The following is a 21,785-nucleotide window of genomic DNA, read 5'->3' as shown; positions in this document are numbered from 1 at the left end:
GGGCCGCGCCGCGCGGGGCCCCGGGGAAAGGTCAGGCCCAGCCCTTGCCCTTCTTCCATTCCTGTTCGAGCTGCGTGATCTGGTTCCAGTCGGCGGTCTTGATGCCGTTCACATAGGGCTCGGCCGGGATGGTCGTGCCCCAGCCGATGGCATAGCCGACCAGCGTCTGGTCCTCGGCCCGCATCGTCACCTTGCCATCCGCGCCGAAGGGGCTGTCGATGGTCAGGCCGCGCAGCGCCTCGGCCAGCTTGCGCGGGTCGGTGCCGCCCACCTTCCTCAGCGCGGCGATGGTCAGGTGCACGGCCGTCGCGGATTGCCAGGACCAGTTGGTGGGATAGGTATTGTTGTAGCGCTTGCTGTAGTCCCGGCCGAAGGCGGCATTGGACGGCTGCGGCGGGTAGCTGGAGAGATAGCGGTTGCCGGAATGCACGCCGCGCGGAAGCTGCTTGATCTGCTTCAGCGTGGTGTAGTCGGCCATGTTGACCGCGAAATACTCGGCCTGGCTGAAGAGGCCGTAGAGCGCCGCCTGCTCCACGAAGGCCACGAGGTCGCCTGCCCAGAGGCAGGAATAGACCGCCTGCGGCCGGCCCTGGGCGAGGCGCGTCACATTCTCCGTGTAATCCGGCTGGAAGAGCTTGGGCCAGGTCTCGCCCACCACCTGTACGTCCGGCGTGAAATACTTGAGGTATTCGATGAACTCGGCCGTGGTGTCGCGCCCATAGGCATAGTCGGGCGAGACCGTCATCCAGCGCCGCAGGTTCTTCGCCTTGACGATCTCAGCCGCATAGACGCCGCCCGCGATGGAATCATGGATGCCCTGGCGCGCGACGCGGAAGGCGTTCCAGAAGCGCTGCTTCGGGTCGGCGCTCATGGAGGAGGTTTCGGTGTTGATGTGCAGCGTCAGGGTGCCGGTCTCGCGCACCACCTCATGCACCGCGAAGCCGCCGGAGGAGGGCTCGCCGTCGAAGAGGATGTCGACGCCCTCGCTGATCATCTCGCGCGCCAGGCGCGCCGCTTCCGCCGGAACGCCACGGCTGTCGCGCACGATCACCTCGATCGGCCGTCCGTCCAGCCCGCCCTCGGCGTTGAACTTCTCCACCTCCATCATCACCGCGTCGCGGGAGGAAATGCCGAGCTGCGCCACGCGGCCGGAGAGGATGGTGGGCATGCCGATGCGGATGGGGCGCCGCCCCTGCCCGCGGGCGATCATCGGAAATCCCGTGATGGCAGCAGCGCCCAGGCCAACGGGCAAGGCAAGGAGGCCGCGGCGGCCAGGGCCGCCCCGTTCGGTCTTCGACATGCTTCTCTCCCTTCCGCACGGCGTTTCGCCGATGCAGCCGGCGCTTCGAGGCGCCGTTGTGCGGAAAGGCTAGGTGCCGCGCCGCCGAAGCGTCAATCAGAAAGATGAGCGGCGGTTCATCTTTTTTGTGGCTTGCCTGGCGCTGGGCCGGTGCCGGCCAAGCCGTGGCGCATCAGCTTGGCATAGGCGCTCCAGAGCGCATCGGGCGGGCGCCGGGCCTGGCCGCCCTCGGTATAGGCGTAGCGCATGCTGGTGTAGCTGCGCATGGCCATCAGGAGGAACACCAATGGCTCCAGCTCCTCCTCCGTGAAACCCGGCAGGGCGCCGCGCGCATGGGCATGGCGCAGCGCGGCCAGATAGCCCTCGGCGATATTCTCGAAATGCTGGCGGAAGCCCTGCGGGGCAAAAAGTTCCGCCTCGTTCAGGATGCGGAAGAAGGCCGGCCGCTGCTGCAAAAAGCCGAAAAAGGCCGCGAAGCGCCGTTCCTCCCGCTCGACCTCGCCGGAGATGCCGCGTACCTCGGCGGCGATATGCGCCAGCATCTCCTCCCCCAGCGCCGGCAGCAATTGGTTGAGCAGGTCCTGGCGGGAGGCGAAGTAGTTGTAGAAGGTGCCCTGGGCCACGCCGGCGGCCTCGGTGATGCGGGCGATGGAAGCCTCCGCATAGCCGAGCTCGCCCACCACCCGCGCCGCGGCATCGAAGAGCGCGCGGCGGATGCGCTCGGTATTCTGCTGCCGCTTGCCGCCGGCCACGGCCGGGCGCCGCCGCTCAGAGGCCGCCACGCCGGCTTCCGCCATGGTGATGGGCAATGCGCGCGGAACGGCGACTGGACATGGAGGGGGCTCTCCGGAGGATGGGCCTGGTTGCCCCAGGGCCTCCATGGATGTCGGGTCCGGCAGGCCGGGTCAAGCCTCCCGCCCGGGGCTAGGTGGCGTCGATCTGCACGCCCTCCCGCCGCACCACCGCACCCCATTTCTCGATCTCGTTGTTCACGAAGGCGGTGAATTCCTCCGGTGTGCCATAGGCCGCCGTGCCGGCCATCTCGCTGAGGCGGGCCCTGGCCTCGGGCGTGTCCAGCATCGCCTTGATCTCCAGGTTGACCGCCTGCAATGCTGGGCGCGGCACGCCGGCCGGGGCGAAGATGCCGAACCAGGAGTTCATCTCGTATTCGGCCAGTTCCGGCATCGTCTCGCGCAAGGCGGGAAGCGCCGGCAGGCGCGGGTTGCGTTCCGCGCTGGTGACGGCCAGCGCCTTCACGGCACCATTCTGGATCTGCTGGATGGCGGTGGAGAGATTGTCGAACATGAACTGGGTATTGCCGGCCATGAGGTCCAGCATGGCGGGCGCCGAGCCACGGTAATGCACCGGCGCGGCATCGGTTCCCATCAACTGGTTGAACCAGGCGCCGCAGACATGGGGCGATTGCCCGACGCCCGCCGTGCCATAGGTCAGCTTGCCAGGATTGCGCCGCAGGTGAGCCACGAATTCCGGCACCGTGGAGGCCGGCACCGAAGGATGCAGCACCAGCACATTGGCGGTGCGGATGATGTTCGAGACCGGCTGGAAATTCGCCGGCTTGTAGGAGAGGTTGCGGAACAGGGAATAAGCGATGCTCTGCGGCCCGATATTGCTGCACAGCAGCGTCAGCATGTCCGGCGCCGCGCGCGCGACCTCGGCCCCGGCGATGGTGCCGCCGCCGCCGCCCTTGTTCTCCACCACCACGGAACTGCCCCAGCGAGACTGGAGATGCGCCCCGAAGAGGCGGGCCATGATATCCGTGGTGCCGCCCGGTGCCGCGGCGACGAGCAGCTTGACCGGCTGGTTCGGCCGCCAGTCATTCGCCCGGGCGGCGGCGGGCGGCAGCGTCAGGAAAGGCGCCATGAGCGCGGCGCGGCGCGGCAGCGTGATCATCGGACTGCTTCCATTTTCGTTGTTGCTGGCTTTGTTCGGCTCGCGCATGGCACCCGCTTCCGGCGCGAACGCCATCCGCTTCCTCCGGGGCGCGCCAGGCTCATGGCGGCGCGGCGGCGGCCAGTTCGATCACCGCATCGAGCGCGAAGGCACCCTCTCCCACGGCCATGAGCTTGACGGGGTTGATGTCCACCGAGGCGATCCGGCCGTGGAATCGCAGCATCACCTCTCCCAGCCGCACCGCCATCCGGCAGAAGGCCGCGAGATCGGCCGGCGGCTCGCCCCGCAGGCCGGCGAAGAGGGGTGCCACGCGCAGGCGCGACAATGCCTCCGCCACCTCCGCCTCGGTGAAGGGCGGAACCAGCAGGCGGAAGTCCTTCAGCGCCTCCAGGTAGATGCCGCCATCGCCCACCAGCACCACGGGGCCGAAGACCGGGTCCAGGCGCGCGCCCAGCGCCATCTCGCGCCCGCCCTTCAGCATGCGCGCCACCAGGGCACCGGAATGGCGGGCGCCCAGGGCGCGGATGGTTTCCGCGTGCCGCGCGGCGGCTTCGCGGATTCGGTCCGGTGTGGCGAGGCCCAGCGCCACGAGGCCATGCTCGCTCTTGTGCGGGATATCCGGGGAGCAGCCTTTGAGCACCACCTCGCCGCCCAGGCGCCGGGCGGCCTCCACCGCCGCCTCGGCATCCTCGCAGAGGGCGAAGGGAATGGTCGCGATGCCGGCATCGCGCAGGAATTGCAGGCTCTGCGCCTCGTCCAGCGTGCCGGATGCCCCGGCGGGCAGGTCCGGCACCGCCGGGGCGGGCGCCACGGCGCGCGCGGCCAGGCGGCGCAGGCCTTCCGCATAGGCGGCATAGGTGTTCAGCGCCCGCAGGGCCTCGCGCTCCCGCCCGAAGACCACCAGTCCACGCCGGGCGAAGGCTTCCCGCACCGGCTCCTGATAGGCGGAAACGGCCAGCGCGATGCCGCGCCCGGCGGCGAAGCGCGCCAGCGCATCGGCATAGCCCTCGACATCGTAGCCGCTGCCCGCCACGGGAAAGGAGACCATCAGGAGGTGGACATCCTCCACGCCCGCCAGCACCTCCAGCACGCCGGGAAAGAGCGCGCGGTCGTTCAGCAGCGCGCCGGTGAGGTCGACCGGGTTGCTGGCGCTACTGAAGGCGGGCATCGCCTGCTCCAGCCGCCGCGCGACCTCCGGCCCGAAGCGGAGCAGCGGCATCCCCAGCTCGTCGGCCGTATCGGCGCCCATCACGCAACTCGCGCCGGAATTGCTCATCACCACCAGGTTGCGCCCCCGCGGCCGGGGCGTCCCGATACACAGCGCGGCCACCGAGACCGCCTCATAGGGATCGACGGCGCGGATGATATTGTGGCGCGCGAAGAAGGCATCGATCACCCGGTCTTCCGTCGCCATGGCGCCGGTATGGGAGGAAGCGGCCCGCTGCCCATTGGCCGTGCGGCCGCTCTTCACCCCGATCACCGCGATGCCCCGCGCGGCCGCGCGGGCGGCGGCGCGGGCCAGCGTTTCAGGGTCGCCCAGCGCCTCGACATAAAGCACCACGGCGCGGACCTCGGCATCCTCCACCGTTTCCAGCAGCAGTTCCGCCGCCGTCACATCGGCCTCATTGCCGGTGGCATGCACATAGCGCGCATGGATGCCGCGTGCCTGCGCCAGGGCATAGACGGACTGCGTGGCGGCGCCGCTCTGCCCGATGATGGCCAGCGGCCCGTCGCGCCCCGGCTGCTCATGGAAAATGGTGGAGAAGTTGGCGATGGCGCCATTGCTGAAGTTGGAGAGGCCCTGGCAGTTCGGCCCCACCAGCCGCGTGCCGCCGGCGCGGCAGGCGGCCAGCATGCGTTCCTGCAACAGGCGGCCTGCCTCGCCGGCCTCGGCATAGCCGGAAGCCACCACCACAACGGTGCCGACGCCGGCGGCGGCGCATTGCTCCACCAGCTTCAATCCTTCCGCCCCGCCCACGGCGACCAGCGCCAGTTCCGGCCTTTCCGGCAGGTCCGCCAGGGAGGCATAGGCGCGCAGCCCCTGCACTTCCGCCCGCCCTGGATTGACCGGGTAGATCCGGCCCTGGAAGCCGTATTGCCGCATGAAGGCGATGGGGCGCCCACCGGCCTTGTGCGGATTGTCGGAAGCGCCCAGCACCGCGATGGAGGCGGGCGCCAGGGCCCTGGCGAGGCTGTTCATGCGCGCCCCAGGCCGGCTGGCGGCCGGGGCCTCGTCAGGCTCCTGGCGGGCGGCGGGCGGAGGCGCCATCAGCGTGTCACCGCGTGCGGGCTCGGCCATGGGTTCATTCCCTCCCTTTGCTTCTGTTGTTGCGGCTGGCCTGCTCAGGCCTCCGGCGCGGGCTTCTCCGCGTAAGGCAGCGCGATGCCATGCGGGCCGGCGGGCGGGTCGAAGCGGATGCGCAGGGCATCGCCGATCCGTGGCATATCCGCCGCCGCGCCGCGCAGCGTGACCATGATGCGCGGACCTTCCTCCAGCGCCACCAGGCCCACCACATAGGGCAGGTCCGGCTTGAAGGCGGCGGAGGGCGGGCGGTGGATGCGCGTATGGCTCACCAGCCGCCCATGGCCGCTGGCGGTGACCCAGGCGGGCGCCGCGTGATGGCAATGGGCGCAGAGGGCGCGGGGCGGGAACTGCGCTTCCCCGCAGGCTTCGCAACGTTGCAGGCGCAGTTGGCCCCGCGCGGCGCCTTCCCAGAAAGGCAGGGTATCCGCATTGGGAAGGGGGAGCGGCCTGGCCGGTGCCTCCGTCATCTCACGCCCTCCCGAGCACAAGGGAGCAATGCGCGGAAAGGATGCCGCCGTCGCCATGCACGAAGGCCAGTTCCGCGTCGCGCACCTGCCGCGCGGCGGCTTCCCCGCGCAACTGCCGCACCGCCTCCACCACATGGAAGAGCCCGCCGGCCGCGCCGGAATGCGCATAGGACATCAGCCCGCCATGGGTATTGCAGGGCAGCCGCCCGCCGAGGTCGAGCGCGCCGGCCAAGGCCGCAGGCCCGGCCTCGCCTTTCTCGAAGAAGCCGATGGATTCCAGCTCCACCAGCAGCGTGACGGTGAAGCTGTCATAGATCTCGGCGACATCGATATCGGCGGGCGTCACCCCCGCGCGGCCGAAGGCCTGGGCGGCGCTGTCGCGGCAGCCGAACTCCGTCAGGCTAGGGGCGGCGAGCAGATGCTCATGCGTGTTCTTCTGCCCCGTGCCCAGCACCGGCACCGGCCGCCGCGCCGTGTCCCGCGCCGCATCCGGCGCGCTGATGACAAGCGCCGCGCCGCCATCGGAGATCAGGCAGCAATCCAGCAGCCGCAGCGGCTCCGCGATAGGGCGGCTGGCCAGCACATCGGCCACCGTGATGGGCGCGCGCATCTGCGCCTTGGGATTACGGACAGCATGGGTGCGGCTGGCCACCGCCATGGCGGCCAGATGCTCCGGCGTGGCGCCGTATCTTTCCATGTAGGCGCGCGCCACCAGCGCATAGAGCGCGGGAATGGTGACGCCGAAGGGCCGCTCGAACTGCGGGTGCCCCACATCCGCCAGCGCCGCCACAGCACGGTCGCGCGTGAGGCCGCTGAGGCGGTTGTCGCCGGCGACCACCAGCACATGCCGGCAGGTCCCCGCCTCGATCAGCGCCGCCGCCTGCATCACCATGATGCAGCCGGTCGCGCCGCCCGCCTGGATCGCGGTGGAATAGGCAGGCTGGATGCCGAAATACTCGCAGAAGACCGAGGCGAGCATCAGATGCGGCTCGGTGAAGGAATAGGCGCAGAGCACGCCATCGATGTCGCCGGGCCGGAGCCCGGCATCGGCCAGGGCGAGGCTGGCGGCCTCGGCATGCAGCCCCATGCAACTGGAGCCGGGCAGGTCGCCCACCGCCGTATCGGCGGCGCCGGTGATCACGGCGGGGCGGCGGCTCATGCGCCATGCTCCGGGGTGTTCGGTGCCGCGCCTGGCACCCGGGGCATCCGGCGGGGCCGCTGCCGGCGGGCGGGGTCCTCATGCATCACCGCGGCCCTCCTCCAGCGGAATGGCGGTGCCGACGATCACCGGCTCGCCGCCCTCGTCCCGGACCCAGACATCGTAGCCGGGCCCATCCTCGCGCGCGGTGCCGCCGGCCGTGACGCGCGTGCCGGACAGCACCGGCCGCACGAAGCGGATGTCCAGGGTCAGCGGCACGGTGCCCAGCCCGCGCCGCAGCGATTGCCACAGCAGGTTCAGCGACAGCATCCCATGCGCGATGGGCTTGCCGAAGGGCGTGGCGGCCGCGAAGACTTCGTCCACATGCACCGGATTGAAGTCGCCGGTGATCTCGGCATAGGCGAGGATCTCCTCCCGCCCGATGTCGCGGCTCACCGCTGGCAGGGCGCCGCTCATGCGGCCCACAGCACGGTCATCCGCCCCCGGAAGGCCGGCCCGCCGCTGCCCCTGGTTTCGGTGGTCACCGTGACGCGGCGCCGGCCCCGCCGGATCTCCTTGGACAGGCAGCTCACGCTGGTCACGAGTTCCTCGCCGATGCGGGGCAACCGGAGCAGCTCGAAATGCTGTGCCGCATGGATATTGCCAGGCGGGCGCAGGGGAATCACCTCGCCATAGGCGCGCATGGAGACCACCGCGATCATGCCATGGGGCATGAGCTCGCCCGTCTCGTCATCCGGAAAGAGGCGCCGCCAGCGCGCGACGGCCTCGGCATCCAGCCGATAGGCCGCGCTCCCCATGCCCAGCCCGGGCGTGAAGTCGCCATAGAGCATGGTAGCGCCACGGCCGGGCGATGGGGATGAGGCATCCTCCTGGGCAGCGCTGCGCGTGGTGGCCTTGTCCATCTCGGCTTCCTCCATTCTTTATGTAGAATGTTCGTTCTTTCTCCTAGGCTATGACCTCCGCCGCCGCCGCGTCAAATGTTTGCTGAGGCCGTATCTCTCATCGCTGCGGGCGGGGTGTCGCCGCGGCGGCGACGTTCATGCAGCAACGGGAACCTTGCGCTGGCCAGCCGGGGCCTTGGGGTGCGCTGTGCCGGTGCTGCGCCGAACTCTCCCCGCGAGAGGCCTTCCGGCTATTCTCTGTTGCTGCTCTCTGGAGAAAGAAGAACCTGGCCCTTCAGTACCCAGTCGTTCATAGGAATAATTTGACAGGCTCGATGAGCCTGCTTTAGGGTCCGGACGTCAGCGCCAGGAATCCGTGGCCGTCGAGGTACCGGAATATCGGAGGTGAAAACCCGAATCGTCCTGGCGATTGCAGAACCCGTTGCCTTTTCAGCACGGTTTACGATCTCTGCCGCAACGATGACGATGCCTCTGTCCGCCATAGATGCGTCACCACTGCTGCTTCCGCCACTAAATCGCACCTAATCACCGCCTTAGGCGCTTCCCGCCGGCTGCGAGTCGGCCAGCGGCCGGATTCGGCCGGAATTTTGGAGCCGTTAGCCCGAGTCGGAGCAGGTGAAGGCTTCCGCGTAGATGCGCTTACGGGCGCTACTGGAGGGTGAATTCGCTGCCAATCTCGCTTTTTGGAGGCGAAACCCCGAATCATCACCGGCTTTTCGGAGGTGAAAACCCGAACCTAGACCCTCGCGATCCGGCTGAGGTTATGCATGCTGGCGGCTGGAACAGAGCGACACATCCGTTTTCCGAGTCATGGCACGCCAGACACCACCGCGGCAGGAAGCCTCGAAGGCCTCCGACCAAGCCCCTTCCCTGCCAGCGCAGGGCAAGGCCGCTGCCGCCGCGCGCGCCCGCCGCAGCCGTGACCTGACGCCCGACCTCTTCGACAGCCCGCTGCGTGGCAAGGTGCGCGGCCAGCGCAGCGTGATGGCCTATCCCTTCTTCCACCTGGGCAAAACCGCCGCGACGCGCGAGGTGCTGCGCTATGACGACGGGCAGGTGCGGATCGAGGTGGCGCCCGGCCCGGCCGGCATCGCCACCATCTATGACAAGGACCTCATCCTCTACATCGCGTCCCTGATGGCGGAGAAGCTGCGGCGGGGCGAGCTGCGGCCCGATGACCCGAAGCCCGACCGCGAATTCACCTTCACGGCGCATGACTTCTTCCGCGTCGCCGGGCGGGACACGGCCGGCAAGGCCTATGACCGGCTGCTGCAGATGCTGCAGCGGCTGCAGGGCACCCAGGTGCGGACCAACATCGAGATGGCGGGGGAAGGCACCGATGGCGTCTTCTCCTGGATCGATGCGGTGAATACCCGCTACCGCCGCAACGCCCGCAAGGAGAAGGAGCTGGTCAGCGTCTCCGTCACGCTCTGCGCCTGGCTTTACCGCGGCATCCTCAACGACACGCGCCTGCTGACCTTCGCGGACGAGTATTTCGACCTCGCCCCGCTGGAGCGCCGCCTCTACGAGATCGCCAAGTCCGAGGATGTGGATGAGGCCGGCTGGTCCATCGGCATCGAGGATCTGCATGCGCGCGTCGGCACCCGTGGGCTGCTGCGGCATTTCGGCCAGTTCCTGACCGAGCTGGAGCAGAACCACCGGCTGATCGAGTTCGATATCGCCCTGCATCGCCCGCCCGCGGAAACGCAGCGGCGCGGCCGCCCCGGCTATGACGGCACCATCGTGACCTTCACCGCCCGGGCGAAGACCCCCCTCCTCCGCCGCAGCTTCATCGCGGCGGCGGCCGAGGAACAGCAGCCAGAGACGGAGGACGGCGCCACGGCAAGCGAGGCCTGAATACGCAAAACCCCGCTCTGAAAAGCGGGGCTTGCTGAACAACCGAGACGGCCGCGAAGGCCTAGACGGATGCCCTGGACAGTCATCCATCTAGGTTCTCACCACGGCTTTGGTCAAGCGCGAAAGAGGTTTTCGCGCTAACGAGGGCGTGTGCCCGCCTCGGTCCATCTCTACCGAAGGAATGGGCAACGTGGAAATTCAGTCATTTCCGCGGCGGGGAAGCTGTGGCCTGCGCAAGCTGACCACCAATCACCTCGCCGCGGCCCGGCTGGCGGAACAGGCCTCCGGGCTTCCCGCCGGCGTCAAGCACCCCAACCAGTTGCTGGCGGCCATGCGCCGCGCGGCGCCTTACCTGGGCCAGACCCGGCTGCTGCCGTTGATGGAGGCACTGTTCCGCTGGACCCAGCCGCAGGACTGGGCGCCCGGTGCCGAGCCCATCGTCTGGCCAGGCAATGAGGAACTGGCCCTGGCGCTGGATTGCAGCGAGCGGCATGTCAGCCGGCTGATCGCCGCCGCCATCGAGGCGCGGCTGATCGTCGCCAAGGATGGCACCGACCGAAAGCGGCGCGGCTGCCGGCAGGAGGGACGCATCCTCTGGGCCTGGGGGCTGAATCTGCGCCCCATGGCGGCGCGCCATGCCGATTTTCTGCGCGCGGCCGAGGAAGGCGAGCAGGCTCGCCGGCTTTGCCGTGACCTGCGCCGGGAGGCGGGGCGGGCGCAGCAGTTCCTGGGGCAGTTGCTGGAACTGGCGCGGGAGCGCGGGCTGGAGGCGGCTAGGTTGGAGCAAGGCATGGCCGAGGCGCAGCGGATCACGGCGGCCACGCGGCGTTCGGAGAATCCGGCGAAACTAGCGGCGCTGGTGGAAGCTCTCCAGGACCTCGTGGCCGAGGCGCGGAAGGCGCTCGAGGCAGCGGTGGAAAGCGCGGATATGTCAGGCTCGGGTGACGTGGGAGTCAGGCCCATAATACCTACGAAAACACCCACTGAACCCGAAGGGTCTCTTGTAGCGGCTCAGGAAGAAGCGGTGCTGTCCCCTGCCCTGCCCTCAAGGTCAGAGGTGGAGAAGGCTGAAGCCGGGTTCAGGCTCTCGCCGACGGAACTGGTGCGGCTGGCCCCGAGGCTGGAGGATTGCCTCGGCACCCGGCGGCCCGACTGGGGCGATATCGCCGACGCGGCTGCGGTGCTGGCGCGGCAGCTGGGCATCCCCCAGGCGCTTTACGGCGAAGCCTGCCGGGTGCTGGGGCGGCATCCGGCCGCGGTGGCCGTGGCCGTCATCTCGACCAAGCAGGCTGGCCATTTCCACAGCGCGGGGCCTGGCGGCTATCTGCGCGGCATGCTGCGGCGCGCCGGAACGGGTGAATTGTTCCTGGACCGCAGCATCCATGGGCTGCGGGAGGCAGCAAGCTACCCTCGCCGGGGGCAGTTGACGGCCGTCAACCCGGCCGGCCGCTCTGCCCTGGCTTCCAAGGAGCCGCGGGAGATGCGATATTCGGCGGCGAGTGCTTCGGCAGTCGCATCTGCGAGTGGAAATCATGGATAGCTTGGCCGGCAACCGCAAAACGGCTGCGGATATCGACACCGTCATCAGCGCCCAGGCGCAGGAGCTGTCTGAGAAGCTGCAGGCGCATCGGCTGGACCTCTTCCCCCCGGCCGCCGAGAAACCCCTGCGTGCCTTCCAGGCGGCCGAGGTCGCGAAGCTGCTGGGCGTGAAAAGCGGCTATCTGCGCAACCTGTCGCTGGAAGGCAAAGGGCCGGCGCCCAGTGTCACCAGCACCGGCCGCCGCTCCTATACTGCGGCCCAGATCCAGGAGTTGCGCGCCTATCTGGAGGAGAATGGCCGCGCCAGCCGGCGCTATGTGCCGCACCGGCGGGGCAGGGAACACATCCAGGTCGTGGCCGTCGTCAATTTCAAGGGCGGCAGCGGCAAGACCACCACCACGGCGCATCTGGCGCAGCACCTGGCACTGACCGGCCATCGTGTCCTGGCGGTGGACCTGGACCCTCAGGCCAGCCTTTCCGCCCTGCATGGCTTCCAGCCGGAATTCGACCTGGGCCCCAACGAGACCCTCTACGCCGCCCTACGCTATGATGAGGAGGCGCGGCCGCTGCGGGAGCTGATCCGCCGCACCAACTTCCCTGGCCTCGATATCGTGCCCGCCAATATCGAGCTGATGGAATTCGAATACGACACGCCCCGGGTGCTGGCCACGCATGAGGGCGGCGCGACGGGACGGGATTTCTTCGCGCGCCTCGACGGAGCTCTGGCCACGGTGGCCGATGACTATGACATCGTGGTCATCGACTGCCCGCCGCAGCTCGGCTACCTCACCATGGCCGCGCTCTGCACCGCGACCGCCGTGCTCATCCCGGTGCATCCGCAGATGCTGGATGTCATGTCCATGTGCCAGTTCCTGCTGATGCTGGGCGATGTGCTCGGGCATCTCAAGGCCGCCGGCAGCAGCCTGCGCTACGACTGGCTGCGCTATCTGGTCACCCGCTATGAGCCGAGCGACGGGCCACAGACGCAGATGGTGGCCTTCATGCGCTCGCTCTTTGGCCAGCATGTGCTGACGCATCCGATGCTGAAGAGCGTCGCCATCTCGGATGCCGGCATCACCAAGCAGACACTCTATGAGGTGGAGCGGCGCCTCTTCACGCCCGCCACCTATGACCGCGCCATGGAATGCCTGGACGCGGTGAATGGCGAGATCGAAGAACTGATCCATGCCGCCTGGGGGAGAAGCTGATGGCGCGCAAGAACCTGCTGGCCGGGCTGACCCAGCCGAAGTTGACGGCCGTCAACTCCGAGGCCTCCCCACCCCGCGCGGCCCCCCTGCCCTTCACCAGCCGTGGCGCTGTCGGTGCCGTGACGCGCAGCATTGACGACCTGGCCAACAAGGCCAATGCGGCGCGGGAACTGGAAGCGCGCCTGACTTCGGGGCAGGTGATCGTCGATCTCGACCCCGCCAGCATCGACGCCTCCTTTGTCGCCGACCGCATGGCGCAGGACGATGAGGAATACCAGGCGCTGCGCGAGAGCATCGCGCAAAGCGGGCAGGATTCGCCCATTCTGGTACGGCCCCACCCCGCCGCGCCGGGGCGGTTCCAGGTGGCTTTCGGTCATCGCCGGCTGCGGGCCGCCAGGGATCTCGGCAAGCCGGTGCGCGCTGTGGTGCGGCCGCTGTCCGACCGCGAACTGGTGCTGGCCCAGGGGCAGGAGAACAGCGCCCGGGCCAACCTTTCCTTTATCGAGCGGGCCCGCTTCGCCCATCGGCTGGAGGAAAGCGGCTATGACCGCGAAACGATTATGCTGGCGCTGAGCGCCGACAAGACCACCGTCTCCCGCCTCATCACCGTGGTCCAGCGCATTCCGGCGGAGGTGGTGGAGGCGATCGGCCCGGCCCCGGGCACGGGGCGCGACCGCTGGGTTGATCTGGCCGCGGCCTTCCATCAGGGGCAGCCGCCACGGGACCTCGCCAGGCGCCTGGAAGGCGGGGCTTTCCGATCGGCCGAATCGGATGCACGCTTCCAGCAGGTGCTGGCCTGGCTCAGCGAGCCCGAGCCCGCCAGGAGCATCGGAGAAGGGGAAGGGGCACGTCGTGAGCGTGAGCCCGCCCGTGCCTGGGTCCATTCCAGCGGCGCCAGGGTGATGAAGATCCAGTCCACGGAGCGGGCCACCACCCTGGCGATCGACAAGGCCGCCGCGCCGGGCTTCGACCTCTTCCTGCTGGAACGGATGGAGGACATTTACTCGCGCTTCCTGGCCGAGGCACAGCCACGCGGGCGGAAGAAGCGGCCGGACGCGACCGGGCGGGGCGATTAATCGAGGTATCAGCAGGCGGGGGAGGGAGGCCTTCCTCGCCTTTTCGTGTGGGCCGGCAGAAGCTTACAGGCTGATCTACTTCAAAGTATAGAACAGGTATCAATAACAATTTTTGTTAACTGGAGAAGTTAGCCGTAAATCTAGAGGCCTGTTTAGCAGTATCAGATCAAGATTTCGCCCCGCCACGGAGCAATGCGGCATCGCCGTGGCTTGCTCGGGAATAGTGTAGCCCCCTCTCGCTTCTCCACAGCCCATGGCCGCGGAACCCGAGAGTGACTGGCGGCGTTCTGTCTTCAGGAGGCGGCGCGGCGGCATGCAGGCGGAATTCAGCGATCTGGTACAGATTATCCGCGAAAGGCGCGCCATCCTTTTCGCCGGCGCGGGCCTTTCGATGAGCGTGGGCCTGCCCTCCTGGCAGCAGCTGATCCAGCACATGGGGGAGGACCTGGGGCTGGACCCGGAAGCCTTTCTCGGCACCCATAACAGCTACCAGACCCTGGCCGAATACTACCGCCTGCAGAAGGGCAGCATCGGGCCGCTGCGAAGCTGGATGGACCGCAACTGGAACGTGCCGGATGAGAAGGTCCGCGCCTCGCGGATCCACGAGATCATCGTCTCGCTCGATTTCCCGATCATCTACACCACGAATTACGACGCCAACCTGGAAACCGCCTATCGTGTCCATGGCCGTGACTACGTGAAGATCACCAATACGCGCGACATCGCCAAGGCCGACGGCGCCGCCACGCAGATCGTCAAGTTCCATGGAGATTTCGAGGACGATCAGTCCCTCGTCATCGCCGAGACGGATTACTTCAACCGGCTGAGCTTCTCCTCACCATTGGACGTGAAGCTCTGGGCGGATGCGCTGGGGCGGACCATCCTCTTCATCGGCTACAGCATGTCGGACCTCAATATCCGGCTGCTGCTGCACAAGCTGGCGCAGATCTGGCGCGCCTCGGGCTATGAGCAGGACCGGCCGGCCTCCTTTGTCTTCATGCCCTGTGAGAGCGAGGTGCAGCGGGCGGTGCTGAAGACCTGGGGGGTGGAGCTGATCGCCGGGCGCAACCAGAGCCCGGAGCAGGCATTGCTCACCTTCCTGGAGGAGTTGCGATGCGGCGTGCTGGGGGAGGAGGAATGATGCACGGGCGGGGAGCAGGGGCGTGATCCACAACCTCGCCAAGCGGGCGCATGACCGCAACTGGAGCCTCGACCCCATCGTCCGGTCCCTGCTGGACACGGATTGGTACAAGCTCGCCATGCTGCAGTTCATCTGGAAGGGTTTCGCGGGCACGCGGGTGCGCTTCACCCTGATCAACCGCACCAGGGCCGTGCGCCTGGCGGAGGTCGTGGATGAGGTGGAACTGCGCCGCCAGCTCGATCATGTCCGGGAACTGCGCTTCACCAAATCGGAACTGATCTGGCTGGCCGGCAATACCTTCTATGGGCAGCGCAATATCTTCTCCCCTGGCTTCATCGAATGGCTCGGCGGCCTTTCCCTGCCGCCCTACCGGCTGCTGCGGGAGGATGGGCAGTGGCGGCTGGAATTCGAAGGCACCTGGGAGGAGGTGACGCTTTGGGAAATCCATGCCCTGGCGATCGTCTCGGAACTGCGGACGCGGCACGGCTATGCACAGCTCGACGAGATGGACCTCGATATCCTCTTCTCGCGCGCCAAGGCGAAACTCTGGTCGAAGGTCGAGCGGCTGGCCGGCGTCCCAGGGCTGAGCTTCGCGGATTTCGGCACGCGGCGGCGGCATTCCTTTCTCTGGCACGAGTATGTCGTCACCCTGCTGGCCGCCAAGCTGCCGGGCATCTTCTCCGGGACCTCGAACACCTATCTCGCCTACAAGCACAATCTGGAAGCCATCGGCACCAATGCGCATGAACTGCCGATGGTGCTGACGGCGCTGGCGCGGCTCGGGCGGCTGGGGCAGGTGGGGGTGAGGGAGGCGCAATACGAGGTGCTGCGCCTCTGGCAGCAGATGTATGGCGGGGCCATGCAGGTGATGCTGCCGGATACCTATGGCTCCACCCAGTTCTTCCAGCACGCGCCGGACTGGGCGGCGGACTGGACCGGCGTGCGCCTCGACAGCAAGGACCCCTATGAGGGTGGCGAGGAAGCCCTGGCCTTCTTCGCCGCCCGGGGGCGCGACCCGCGCCGGAAGCTGCTGGTGCCCTCGGACGGGCTGGACGTGGACCGGGTCCTGGGCCTGCATGCCAGCTTCGGCGGCCAGATCCAGCCTGGATACACACCGGCCGATTTCACGGATGCGCGGGACTTCCGGAACCCCGGGAAGTGGCGGCACGAGCCCCGCTGCCGCATCAGCGCCGGCATCGGCACCAACCTGACCAATGACTTCTCCGGCTGCGCGCCGGTGGATGCCGCCGATTTCACGCCGATCAGCCTGGTCTGCAAGGTGACCGAGGTGGAGCAGCACCCCGCCGTGAAGCTGAGCGACAACGACACCAAGGCCACCGGCCCCGCCGGGGAGATCGCCTATTACCGCTCGGTCTTCGGCAGCGCCGGGCTGGCGGAACGGCCGGTCACGAGCTGAGCGAGCGCCTCAGGAGAGCGCGGCGAGGAACTCCGCCAGCAGGGCGTTGAAGGCCGCCGGGCGCTCGAAATAGGGCGAATGGCCGGCGCGCTCGACCTCGGCATGCCGCGCCCGCGGCATGGCCGCCGCGAGGTAGGGCGCGACAGGGGAGGGGAAGACCACATCCTCCGCCCCGGTGATCCAGAGCGCCGGGATGGCGATGGCGGCGAGGTCCGAGGCGGGGCGGTTGCGCGCGGCCATGAGGCGCCCGCGCAGCGTTTCCTTGTCCAGCCCGACGCTCAGCTCGTCCATGGCGCGGTAGAGGAAATGCAGCGCCGGCTGTTCCTCGGCTGCGCGGGCGCCCACGGCGGGGTGGATGCCGCGCGCGGAGCCACTCCGCAGCGCCTCCTGGGAGCGCGCCGACCAGGCCGCGAAAGCTCCGGCGGCGGCGCTGCCGGTCTGCGTGGGGTCGATGGGGCCGGAGGTGGCGGAAAGCACCAGCGCCTTCAGCAGCCCTGGCCGCTTCAGCGCCAGGTCGATGCCCGTCCAGCCGCCCATGGACTGGCCGACCAGCACGGGGTCGCGCAGCTCCAGATGCGCGATCAGCGCCTCCAGGTCCCCGGCGTAATCCTCCGGCCTTGGGCCGCCCGGCGGCGTCTCGGAAGGCGCGAAGCCACGGTGGCTGAAGGTGACGCAGGAATGGGTGGCGGCGAAATGCGCCACCTGCTGCCACCAGGACATGTAATTGCCGCCCAGGCCATGGGCGAAGATCAGCGCCGGGCCGCTGCCTGTCACTTCGAAATAGATGCGGCAGTCGGGCCTTTGCAGATAGCCGCGCCGGCGTGGTGCGCTGCCGCCCGGCAGGGCGAAGGGCTGCGTCGGGATGGTGGTCATGATGCCTCTCGGGAAGCGGGGGCTTCAGCTTGCTGGCAAGACCCGCGCCTGTCGAGCCAGCGGCATCAGGCGGCGCGGCTGCTGGTCTCCTCCTCCCGCTGCATCAGGCCGCCGCGATACAGGGCGGCGATCAGGTCCGACTGCGCGATGATGCCGCGCAGCCGCCGCTGGCCATCCACCACCGGCACGTGCCGCAGCCCGGCATCGGCCATCAACGGCACCAGTTCCGCGACATGGGTGTCCTCCGCCACCACGCGCAGCGATGACGGCATGACATCCCGCACCACCTGCGGGCGCTGCGCCGCGCGCACGCGCGGCAGCCCGCGGATGAGATGCCGCAGCCGCGTGCGAAGCCCGTCATAAGGGTTCAGCTCCGGGCTTTTCATCAGGTCGGCGTCCGAGACCATGCCGGCGACGAAGCCATCCGCATCCACCACCGGCAGGGCGCGGATATCGTGGCGGCGCAGCAGCAGCCAGGCCTTGGCGAGCGGTGTCTCCGGCCGCACCGTCACCACGTCGCGGGACATGATGTCGGCGCAGGTGATCTCGCCGAAGCGGCGGCGATAGGCATGCATCTCCGCCTGCTGCACCAGATTCTCCAGATCCTCGCGGCTGACATCGAGAACCTCGTCGAACTGCCGCAGGGCCGCATCCAGGTCGCGGGCCTGCACGCCCAGGCGCTCCGTCGGCTGCAGGTCAGCGGTCTGGTGCGGGTGGCGCTGCGCCGGCTGCTGCCGGTGCGGATAGGCGCGGCGCGTGGCATTGTTGTAGATGAGGGCCGCGAACATCAGCAGCAGCGAGTTCAGCGCGACGGGCGAGAAGGCGAAATGGTAGCCCGCCGCCGTCACCGCCGGCCCGCCCAGCACGGTGGTGAGCGCGATGGCGCCGCCGGGCGGATGCAGGCAGCGCAGGGTGAACATGGCGCCGATGGCCAGCGCGGCCGCGAGCGGCGCGGCCAGCAGCGGCTCGGCGATCCAATGCGCGCAGGTAACGCCCACCAGGGCCGAGACGGTATTGCCGCCGATGATCGACCAGGGCTGCGCCAGCGGGCTGGCCGGCACCGCGAAGAGCAGCACGGCGGAGGCGCCCAGCGGCGCGATCAGCACCGGCGGCAGGCCAGCCGAGCCCACCAGCCAGGTGCAGGCCAGGCCGGTGACCAGCAGCCCCGCCAGGGCGCCGCAGCAGCCGCGCAGCCGCTCGACCAGGCTGGCATTCATCGGGGCTGGCAGAAAGGCCCACAACCAGTCACGCATCATTCGGCGGGCGCCTCGGTGGGGGAGGGGGGCGGCAGGCCGGGGCCGGCGGAGGCGAGGCCGAGCCGCGCCGCCATGGCCTGCCGGTGCGGCGGCCCCAGCAGGTCCGCCAGGGTGTGGCTGTCCAGCACCGCCATGAAGCCGGCCAGCGCCTCACCCAGCAGGGACTGCAGCCGGCAGGCATTGATCAGCGCGCAGCCGCCGCCCGTGGCCGTGGGCTGGAAGCAGGCCACCAGCGCCATGTCCTCCTCGGTGAAGCGGACCACGTCGCCGATGCGGATCTCCTCCGGCGCGCGGGCCAGGCGCAGCCCGCCGCCCTTGCCGCGCGTGGTCTCCACGAAGCCGCCGCGGCCGAGCTGGTGCACCACCTTCACCAAGTGGTTCTCCGAGATGCGGTGTGCCGTCGCGATCTCGCGGATGGAGACGCGGCGGTCCTGCCGGAGGCCGAGATAGATCAAGGCGCGCAGGGCGTAATCCGTGTAGAGGGTCAGTCGCATTTTGAAGATGTAGCATCTTTACATCTTCTGTGCAGCCAGCCATAAGATGCATTGTTGATACACCTTAAGAGGCCAGCATGCCCCGTCAGCTCAGCGAGCAGACCATTGCCGTGGTGAAGGCCACGGTCCCGGCCCTGGAGGCCCACGGCCTGGAGATCACCCGCCGCATGTACGCGCGGATGTTCCAGAACGAGGCGATCCGCGACCTCTTCAACCAGTCCCACCATGGCGAGACGGGCTCGCAGCCCAAGGCCCTGGCCGGCGCGGTGCTGGCCTATGCCCGGAACATCGACAACTTGGGCGTGCTGACGGCGGCGGTGGAGCGCATCGCGCAGAAGCATGTCGGCCTGAACATCCTGCCGGAACATTATCCCTTCGTGGCTGAGGCGCTGCTCGGCGCCATCCAGGACGTGCTGGGGGAGGCGGCGACGCCAGAGATCCTGGGCGCCTGGGGCGAGGCTTATTGGTTCCTGGCCGATGTGCTGATCGGGCGTGAGCAGCAGATCTATGCCGAGCATGCCAGCGCGCCCGGCGGCTGGAGCGGCTGGCGCGACTTCACGGTGCGGGAGAAGACGCCCGAGAGCGAGATCGTCACCTCCTTCACCCTGGTGCCCGCCGATGGCGGCAAGGTGCTGCGGCACCAGCCCGGCCAGTACCTCACCTTCTGGCTGGACATCCCCGGCCATGCGCCGCTGAAGCGGAACTACAGCATCTCCTGCGCCCCCAGCGACACGCATTACCGCATCAGCGTGAAGCGGGAGCCGCAGGGCATCGCCTCCAACTGGCTGCATGACGCGGTGCAGCCCGGCGCCCGGCTGAAGGTGGCGGCGCCCGCCGGCGAGTTCTTCCTGCCCGGCGTGCCGCAGCGGCCGGTGGTGCTGCTCAGCGGCGGCGTGGGCCAGACGCCGCTGATGAGCATGATGCAGAGCCTGGCGGCCATGCCCGGCACCGCGCCGGTGCAGTTCATCCATGGCACGCAATCCGGCGCCACCCATGCCCTGGGCGCCGAGGCGCGCGCCCTGGCGGCGGCTTCCGGCGGCCGCATCAGCGTCACCACCTTCTACGAACAGCCGCGCGCGGAGGACCGGCAGGGGCGGGACTACGACCATGCTGGCCGCATCACCGCGGATTGGCTGCGGGCGCATACGCCGGGGGCGGAGGCGGATTACTACCTCTGCGGCCCACGTGAATTCCTGCGCGTCTTCACCAGCACGCTGGTGGCGCAGGGCGTGCCGGCGGCGCGCATCCATTACGAGTTCTTCGGCCCCGCCGACGAACTGCTGGCCGCCTGAAGGCAGGACGCCGCCGGGCAGCTTCCTGCCCGGCGGCGCGCCTTGTCAGACTTCCTCCACCAGCCCGCCATGCCGCAGCACGGCGCGCAGGTGGTGGTCGGTATCGCCGAACAGCAGCTCCGCCGTGGTCAGGCGCTTGAAGTAATGCCCGGCGCGGTATTCCCAGGTCATGGCGATGCCGCCATGCAACTGCACCGCTTCCTCGCCCACCAGGCGGCCGGCGCGGTTCACCTCCGCCTTGGCGGCGGCGATGGCGGGGCGGCGCTCCACCGGGTCCGCTTCCTCCGCCATCATGGCGGCATACATGGCCATGGAACGCGCCTGCTCCACCGCCACCAGCATATCCGCCGCGCGGTGCTGCAAGGCCTGGAAGGAGCCGATGGAAACGCCGAACTGCTGCCGCGTCTTCAGGTAATCCACCGTCAGTTGCTGCAAGGCTTCCATGGCGCCCAGCGAGTCCGCGCAGATCGCCGCCAGCGCGGTATCGACCACATGGCTCGCCAGCCCCAGCCCGTCATCGACGGTGCCCAGCACCCGCTCCGCCGGCACCCGCACGCCATCGAAGCCGATCTCGGCCAGGCCCTGCCCATCCTGCGCCGGCATGGCGCGGCGGCTGACGCCCGGCGCATCCGCATCCACCAGGAAAAGCGTGATGCCATTGGCGTCGCGCCGCGCCCCGGCGGTGCGCGCCGTGACCACCAGCAGGCCGGCGGCATCGCCGCCCAGCACCACGCCCTTGCGGCCGTTCAACACATAGCCGCCATCGGTGCGCGTGGCGCTGGTGGCGACATCGTGCAGGTCGTAGCGGGACTGCCGCTCGAGCTGCGCGAAGGCCATCTTCAGCGAGCCATCGGCGATGCGCGGGATGAATTCCTGCCGCTGCGCCGTGCTGCCGCCCAGGCGCAGGAAGCCGCCGCCCAGCACCACCGTGGGCAGGTAGGGCAGGGTGATCAGCCCGCGCCCGATGGCCTCCATCACCAGCATGGTCTCGACCGGCCCGCCGCCGATGCCGCCATCCTCCTCCGCGAAGGGAATGGCCATCAGGCCCAGCTCGGCCAGGCCGTTCCACAGCGCGGCATCGTCCGGCGCCGCGCCATGCTGCCCGGGGTCGCGCTGGTGGTCCGCCGCGAAGCGGTCGATGCTGTCCTTGAGGAGACGCTGTTCCTCGCTCAGGTCAAAGTCCATGGCGGTGTCTCCCCTCAGAGGCCCAGGAAGGCCTTGGCGATGATGTTGCGCTGGATCTCGTTGGAGCCGCCGTAGATCGAGACCTTGCGGTAGTTGAAGTAGAGCGGCGCCACGGCATCGGCCCAGCCCGGCGCCACCGGCGGCTCGTTCCAGCCTTCCGGCGCCCCATGTTCCGGGGCCGGCACGGCATAGGGCCCGGCCACTTCCAGCAGCAGCGCCGTGGTGGCCTGCTGCAACTCGGAGCCCCGGATCTTCAGGATGGAGGAAGCGGGGTCCGGCTTGTCGGCATCCCGGTGCCGCTGGTTGGCCACCACGCGCATCTGCGTGATCTCCAGCGCCTTCAGGCTGGCCTCGATGGCGGCGACGCGGCGGCGGAAGGCGGAATCCTCCCAGAGCACGCCAT

At 68.9% G+C, this 21,785-nt stretch carries 20 protein-coding genes; 7 read left to right on the top strand and 13 right to left on the bottom strand.

Annotated elements, in window-relative coordinates; all coding sequences use genetic code 11:
- Positions 1-31: 31 nt before the first annotated feature.
- The 8 genes from IBL25_RS10040 to IBL25_RS10005 form a co-directional block, all read right to left on the bottom strand.
- Complete coding sequence (locus IBL25_RS10040; protein ID WP_187778410.1) at positions 32-1,300, bottom strand: ABC transporter substrate-binding protein; 1,269 nt, start codon at positions 1,298-1,300, stop codon at positions 32-34.
- A 116-nt stretch (positions 1,301-1,416) separates the two neighbouring features.
- Entirely contained in the window at positions 1,417-2,082 is a 666-nt protein-coding gene (locus IBL25_RS10035; protein WP_367615592.1) for a TetR/AcrR family transcriptional regulator, read from the bottom strand.
- Between the two features lie 142 nt (positions 2,083-2,224).
- Entirely contained in the window at positions 2,225-3,211 is a 987-nt protein-coding gene (locus IBL25_RS10030; protein WP_238940328.1) for a Bug family tripartite tricarboxylate transporter substrate binding protein, read from the bottom strand.
- A gap of 100 nt (positions 3,212-3,311) precedes the next feature.
- Entirely contained in the window at positions 3,312-5,510 is a 2,199-nt protein-coding gene (locus tag IBL25_RS10025; RefSeq protein ID WP_202986746.1) for an acetate--CoA ligase family protein, read from the bottom strand.
- A 44-nt stretch (positions 5,511-5,554) separates the two neighbouring features.
- The gene (locus IBL25_RS10020) at positions 5,555-5,983 is read right to left on the bottom strand and encodes a Zn-ribbon domain-containing OB-fold protein (RefSeq protein WP_187778408.1); all 429 of its coding nucleotides are present in this window, start codon (positions 5,981-5,983) and stop codon (positions 5,555-5,557) included.
- Position 5,984: 1 nt separating this feature from the next.
- A complete protein-coding gene (locus tag IBL25_RS10015) occupies positions 5,985-7,142 on the bottom strand; it encodes a thiolase family protein (protein ID WP_187778407.1) in 1,158 nt (385 codons plus the stop codon).
- Between the two features lie 78 nt (positions 7,143-7,220).
- Entirely contained in the window at positions 7,221-7,598 is a 378-nt protein-coding gene (locus IBL25_RS10010; protein ID WP_187778406.1) for a MaoC family dehydratase, read from the bottom strand.
- Positions 7,595-8,044, bottom strand: coding sequence for a hypothetical protein (locus IBL25_RS10005; RefSeq protein WP_187778405.1), 450 nt, complete (start codon positions 8,042-8,044; stop codon positions 7,595-7,597). The genes IBL25_RS10010 and IBL25_RS10005 overlap by 4 nt, the downstream gene beginning before the upstream one ends.
- Positions 8,045-8,854: 810 nt before the next feature.
- On the opposite strand from IBL25_RS10005, the gene IBL25_RS10000 reads away from it, so the two are divergent.
- The 6 genes from IBL25_RS10000 to IBL25_RS09975 all read left to right on the top strand — a co-directional run bounded on the left by IBL25_RS10000 (position 8,855) and on the right by IBL25_RS09975 (position 16,282).
- Positions 8,855-9,901, top strand: a complete 1,047-nt coding sequence (locus tag IBL25_RS10000; protein WP_187778404.1) for a replication initiator protein A — start codon at positions 8,855-8,857, stop codon at positions 9,899-9,901.
- Positions 9,902-10,091: 190 nt separating this feature from the next.
- Complete coding sequence (repC, locus tag IBL25_RS09995; RefSeq protein WP_187778403.1) at positions 10,092-11,441, top strand: plasmid replication protein RepC; 1,350 nt, start codon at positions 10,092-10,094, stop codon at positions 11,439-11,441.
- Positions 11,434-12,648 carry a plasmid partitioning protein RepA gene (gene repA, locus IBL25_RS09990; RefSeq protein ID WP_187778402.1) on the top strand — a complete coding sequence of 405 codons (1,215 nt, stop codon included), beginning with the start codon at positions 11,434-11,436 and terminating at the stop codon, positions 12,646-12,648. The genes repC and repA overlap by 8 nt, the downstream gene beginning before the upstream one ends.
- Positions 12,648-13,724 carry a plasmid partitioning protein RepB gene (gene repB, locus IBL25_RS09985; RefSeq protein ID WP_202986745.1) on the top strand — a complete coding sequence of 359 codons (1,077 nt, stop codon included), beginning with the start codon at positions 12,648-12,650 and terminating at the stop codon, positions 13,722-13,724. Before repA ends, repB begins: the two co-directional genes overlap by 1 nt.
- 313 nt (positions 13,725-14,037) lie before the next feature.
- Positions 14,038-14,865, top strand: a complete 828-nt coding sequence (locus tag IBL25_RS09980; RefSeq protein WP_187778401.1) for an SIR2 family NAD-dependent protein deacylase — start codon at positions 14,038-14,040, stop codon at positions 14,863-14,865.
- A gap of 22 nt (positions 14,866-14,887) precedes the next feature.
- Complete coding sequence (locus IBL25_RS09975) at positions 14,888-16,282, top strand: nicotinate phosphoribosyltransferase (RefSeq protein WP_187778400.1); 1,395 nt, start codon at positions 14,888-14,890, stop codon at positions 16,280-16,282.
- 9 nt (positions 16,283-16,291) lie between these two features.
- On the opposite strand, the gene IBL25_RS09970 is transcribed toward IBL25_RS09975, so the two are convergent.
- The 3 genes from IBL25_RS09970 to IBL25_RS09960 form a co-directional block, all read right to left on the bottom strand.
- Entirely contained in the window at positions 16,292-17,155 is an 864-nt protein-coding gene (locus IBL25_RS09970) for an alpha/beta fold hydrolase (protein WP_187778399.1), read from the bottom strand.
- Between the two features lie 65 nt (positions 17,156-17,220).
- Positions 17,221-18,411: an HPP family protein gene (locus IBL25_RS09965; RefSeq protein WP_202986744.1), complete on the bottom strand. Its 1,191-nt coding sequence runs from the start codon at positions 18,409-18,411 to the stop codon at positions 17,221-17,223.
- Positions 18,408-18,905, bottom strand: a complete 498-nt coding sequence (locus tag IBL25_RS09960) for an RrF2 family transcriptional regulator (RefSeq protein ID WP_187778398.1) — start codon at positions 18,903-18,905, stop codon at positions 18,408-18,410. The genes IBL25_RS09965 and IBL25_RS09960 overlap by 4 nt, the downstream gene beginning before the upstream one ends.
- A gap of 77 nt (positions 18,906-18,982) precedes the next feature.
- On the opposite strand from IBL25_RS09960, the gene hmpA reads away from it, so the two are divergent.
- A complete protein-coding gene (hmpA, locus tag IBL25_RS09955) occupies positions 18,983-20,197 on the top strand; it encodes an NO-inducible flavohemoprotein (protein ID WP_187778397.1) in 1,215 nt (404 codons plus the stop codon).
- 45 nt (positions 20,198-20,242) lie between these two features.
- Here the strand turns inward: hmpA and IBL25_RS09950 are convergent, their stop codons facing one another.
- Positions 20,243-21,382 carry an acyl-CoA dehydrogenase family protein gene (locus IBL25_RS09950; RefSeq protein WP_187778396.1) on the bottom strand — a complete coding sequence of 380 codons (1,140 nt, stop codon included), beginning with the start codon at positions 21,380-21,382 and terminating at the stop codon, positions 20,243-20,245.
- 14 nt (positions 21,383-21,396) lie between these two features.
- Positions 21,397-21,785, bottom strand: a 389-nt coding sequence (locus IBL25_RS09945; protein ID WP_275295974.1) for an acyl-CoA dehydrogenase family protein, incomplete at its 5' end; no start/stop codon positions are given.

This window comes from Pseudoroseomonas ludipueritiae, from assembly GCF_014490445.1.
Classification (GTDB): Bacteria; Pseudomonadota; Alphaproteobacteria; order Acetobacterales; family Acetobacteraceae; genus Pseudoroseomonas; species Pseudoroseomonas ludipueritiae.
This window is presented reverse-complemented; position numbering and strand designations above follow the sequence as displayed.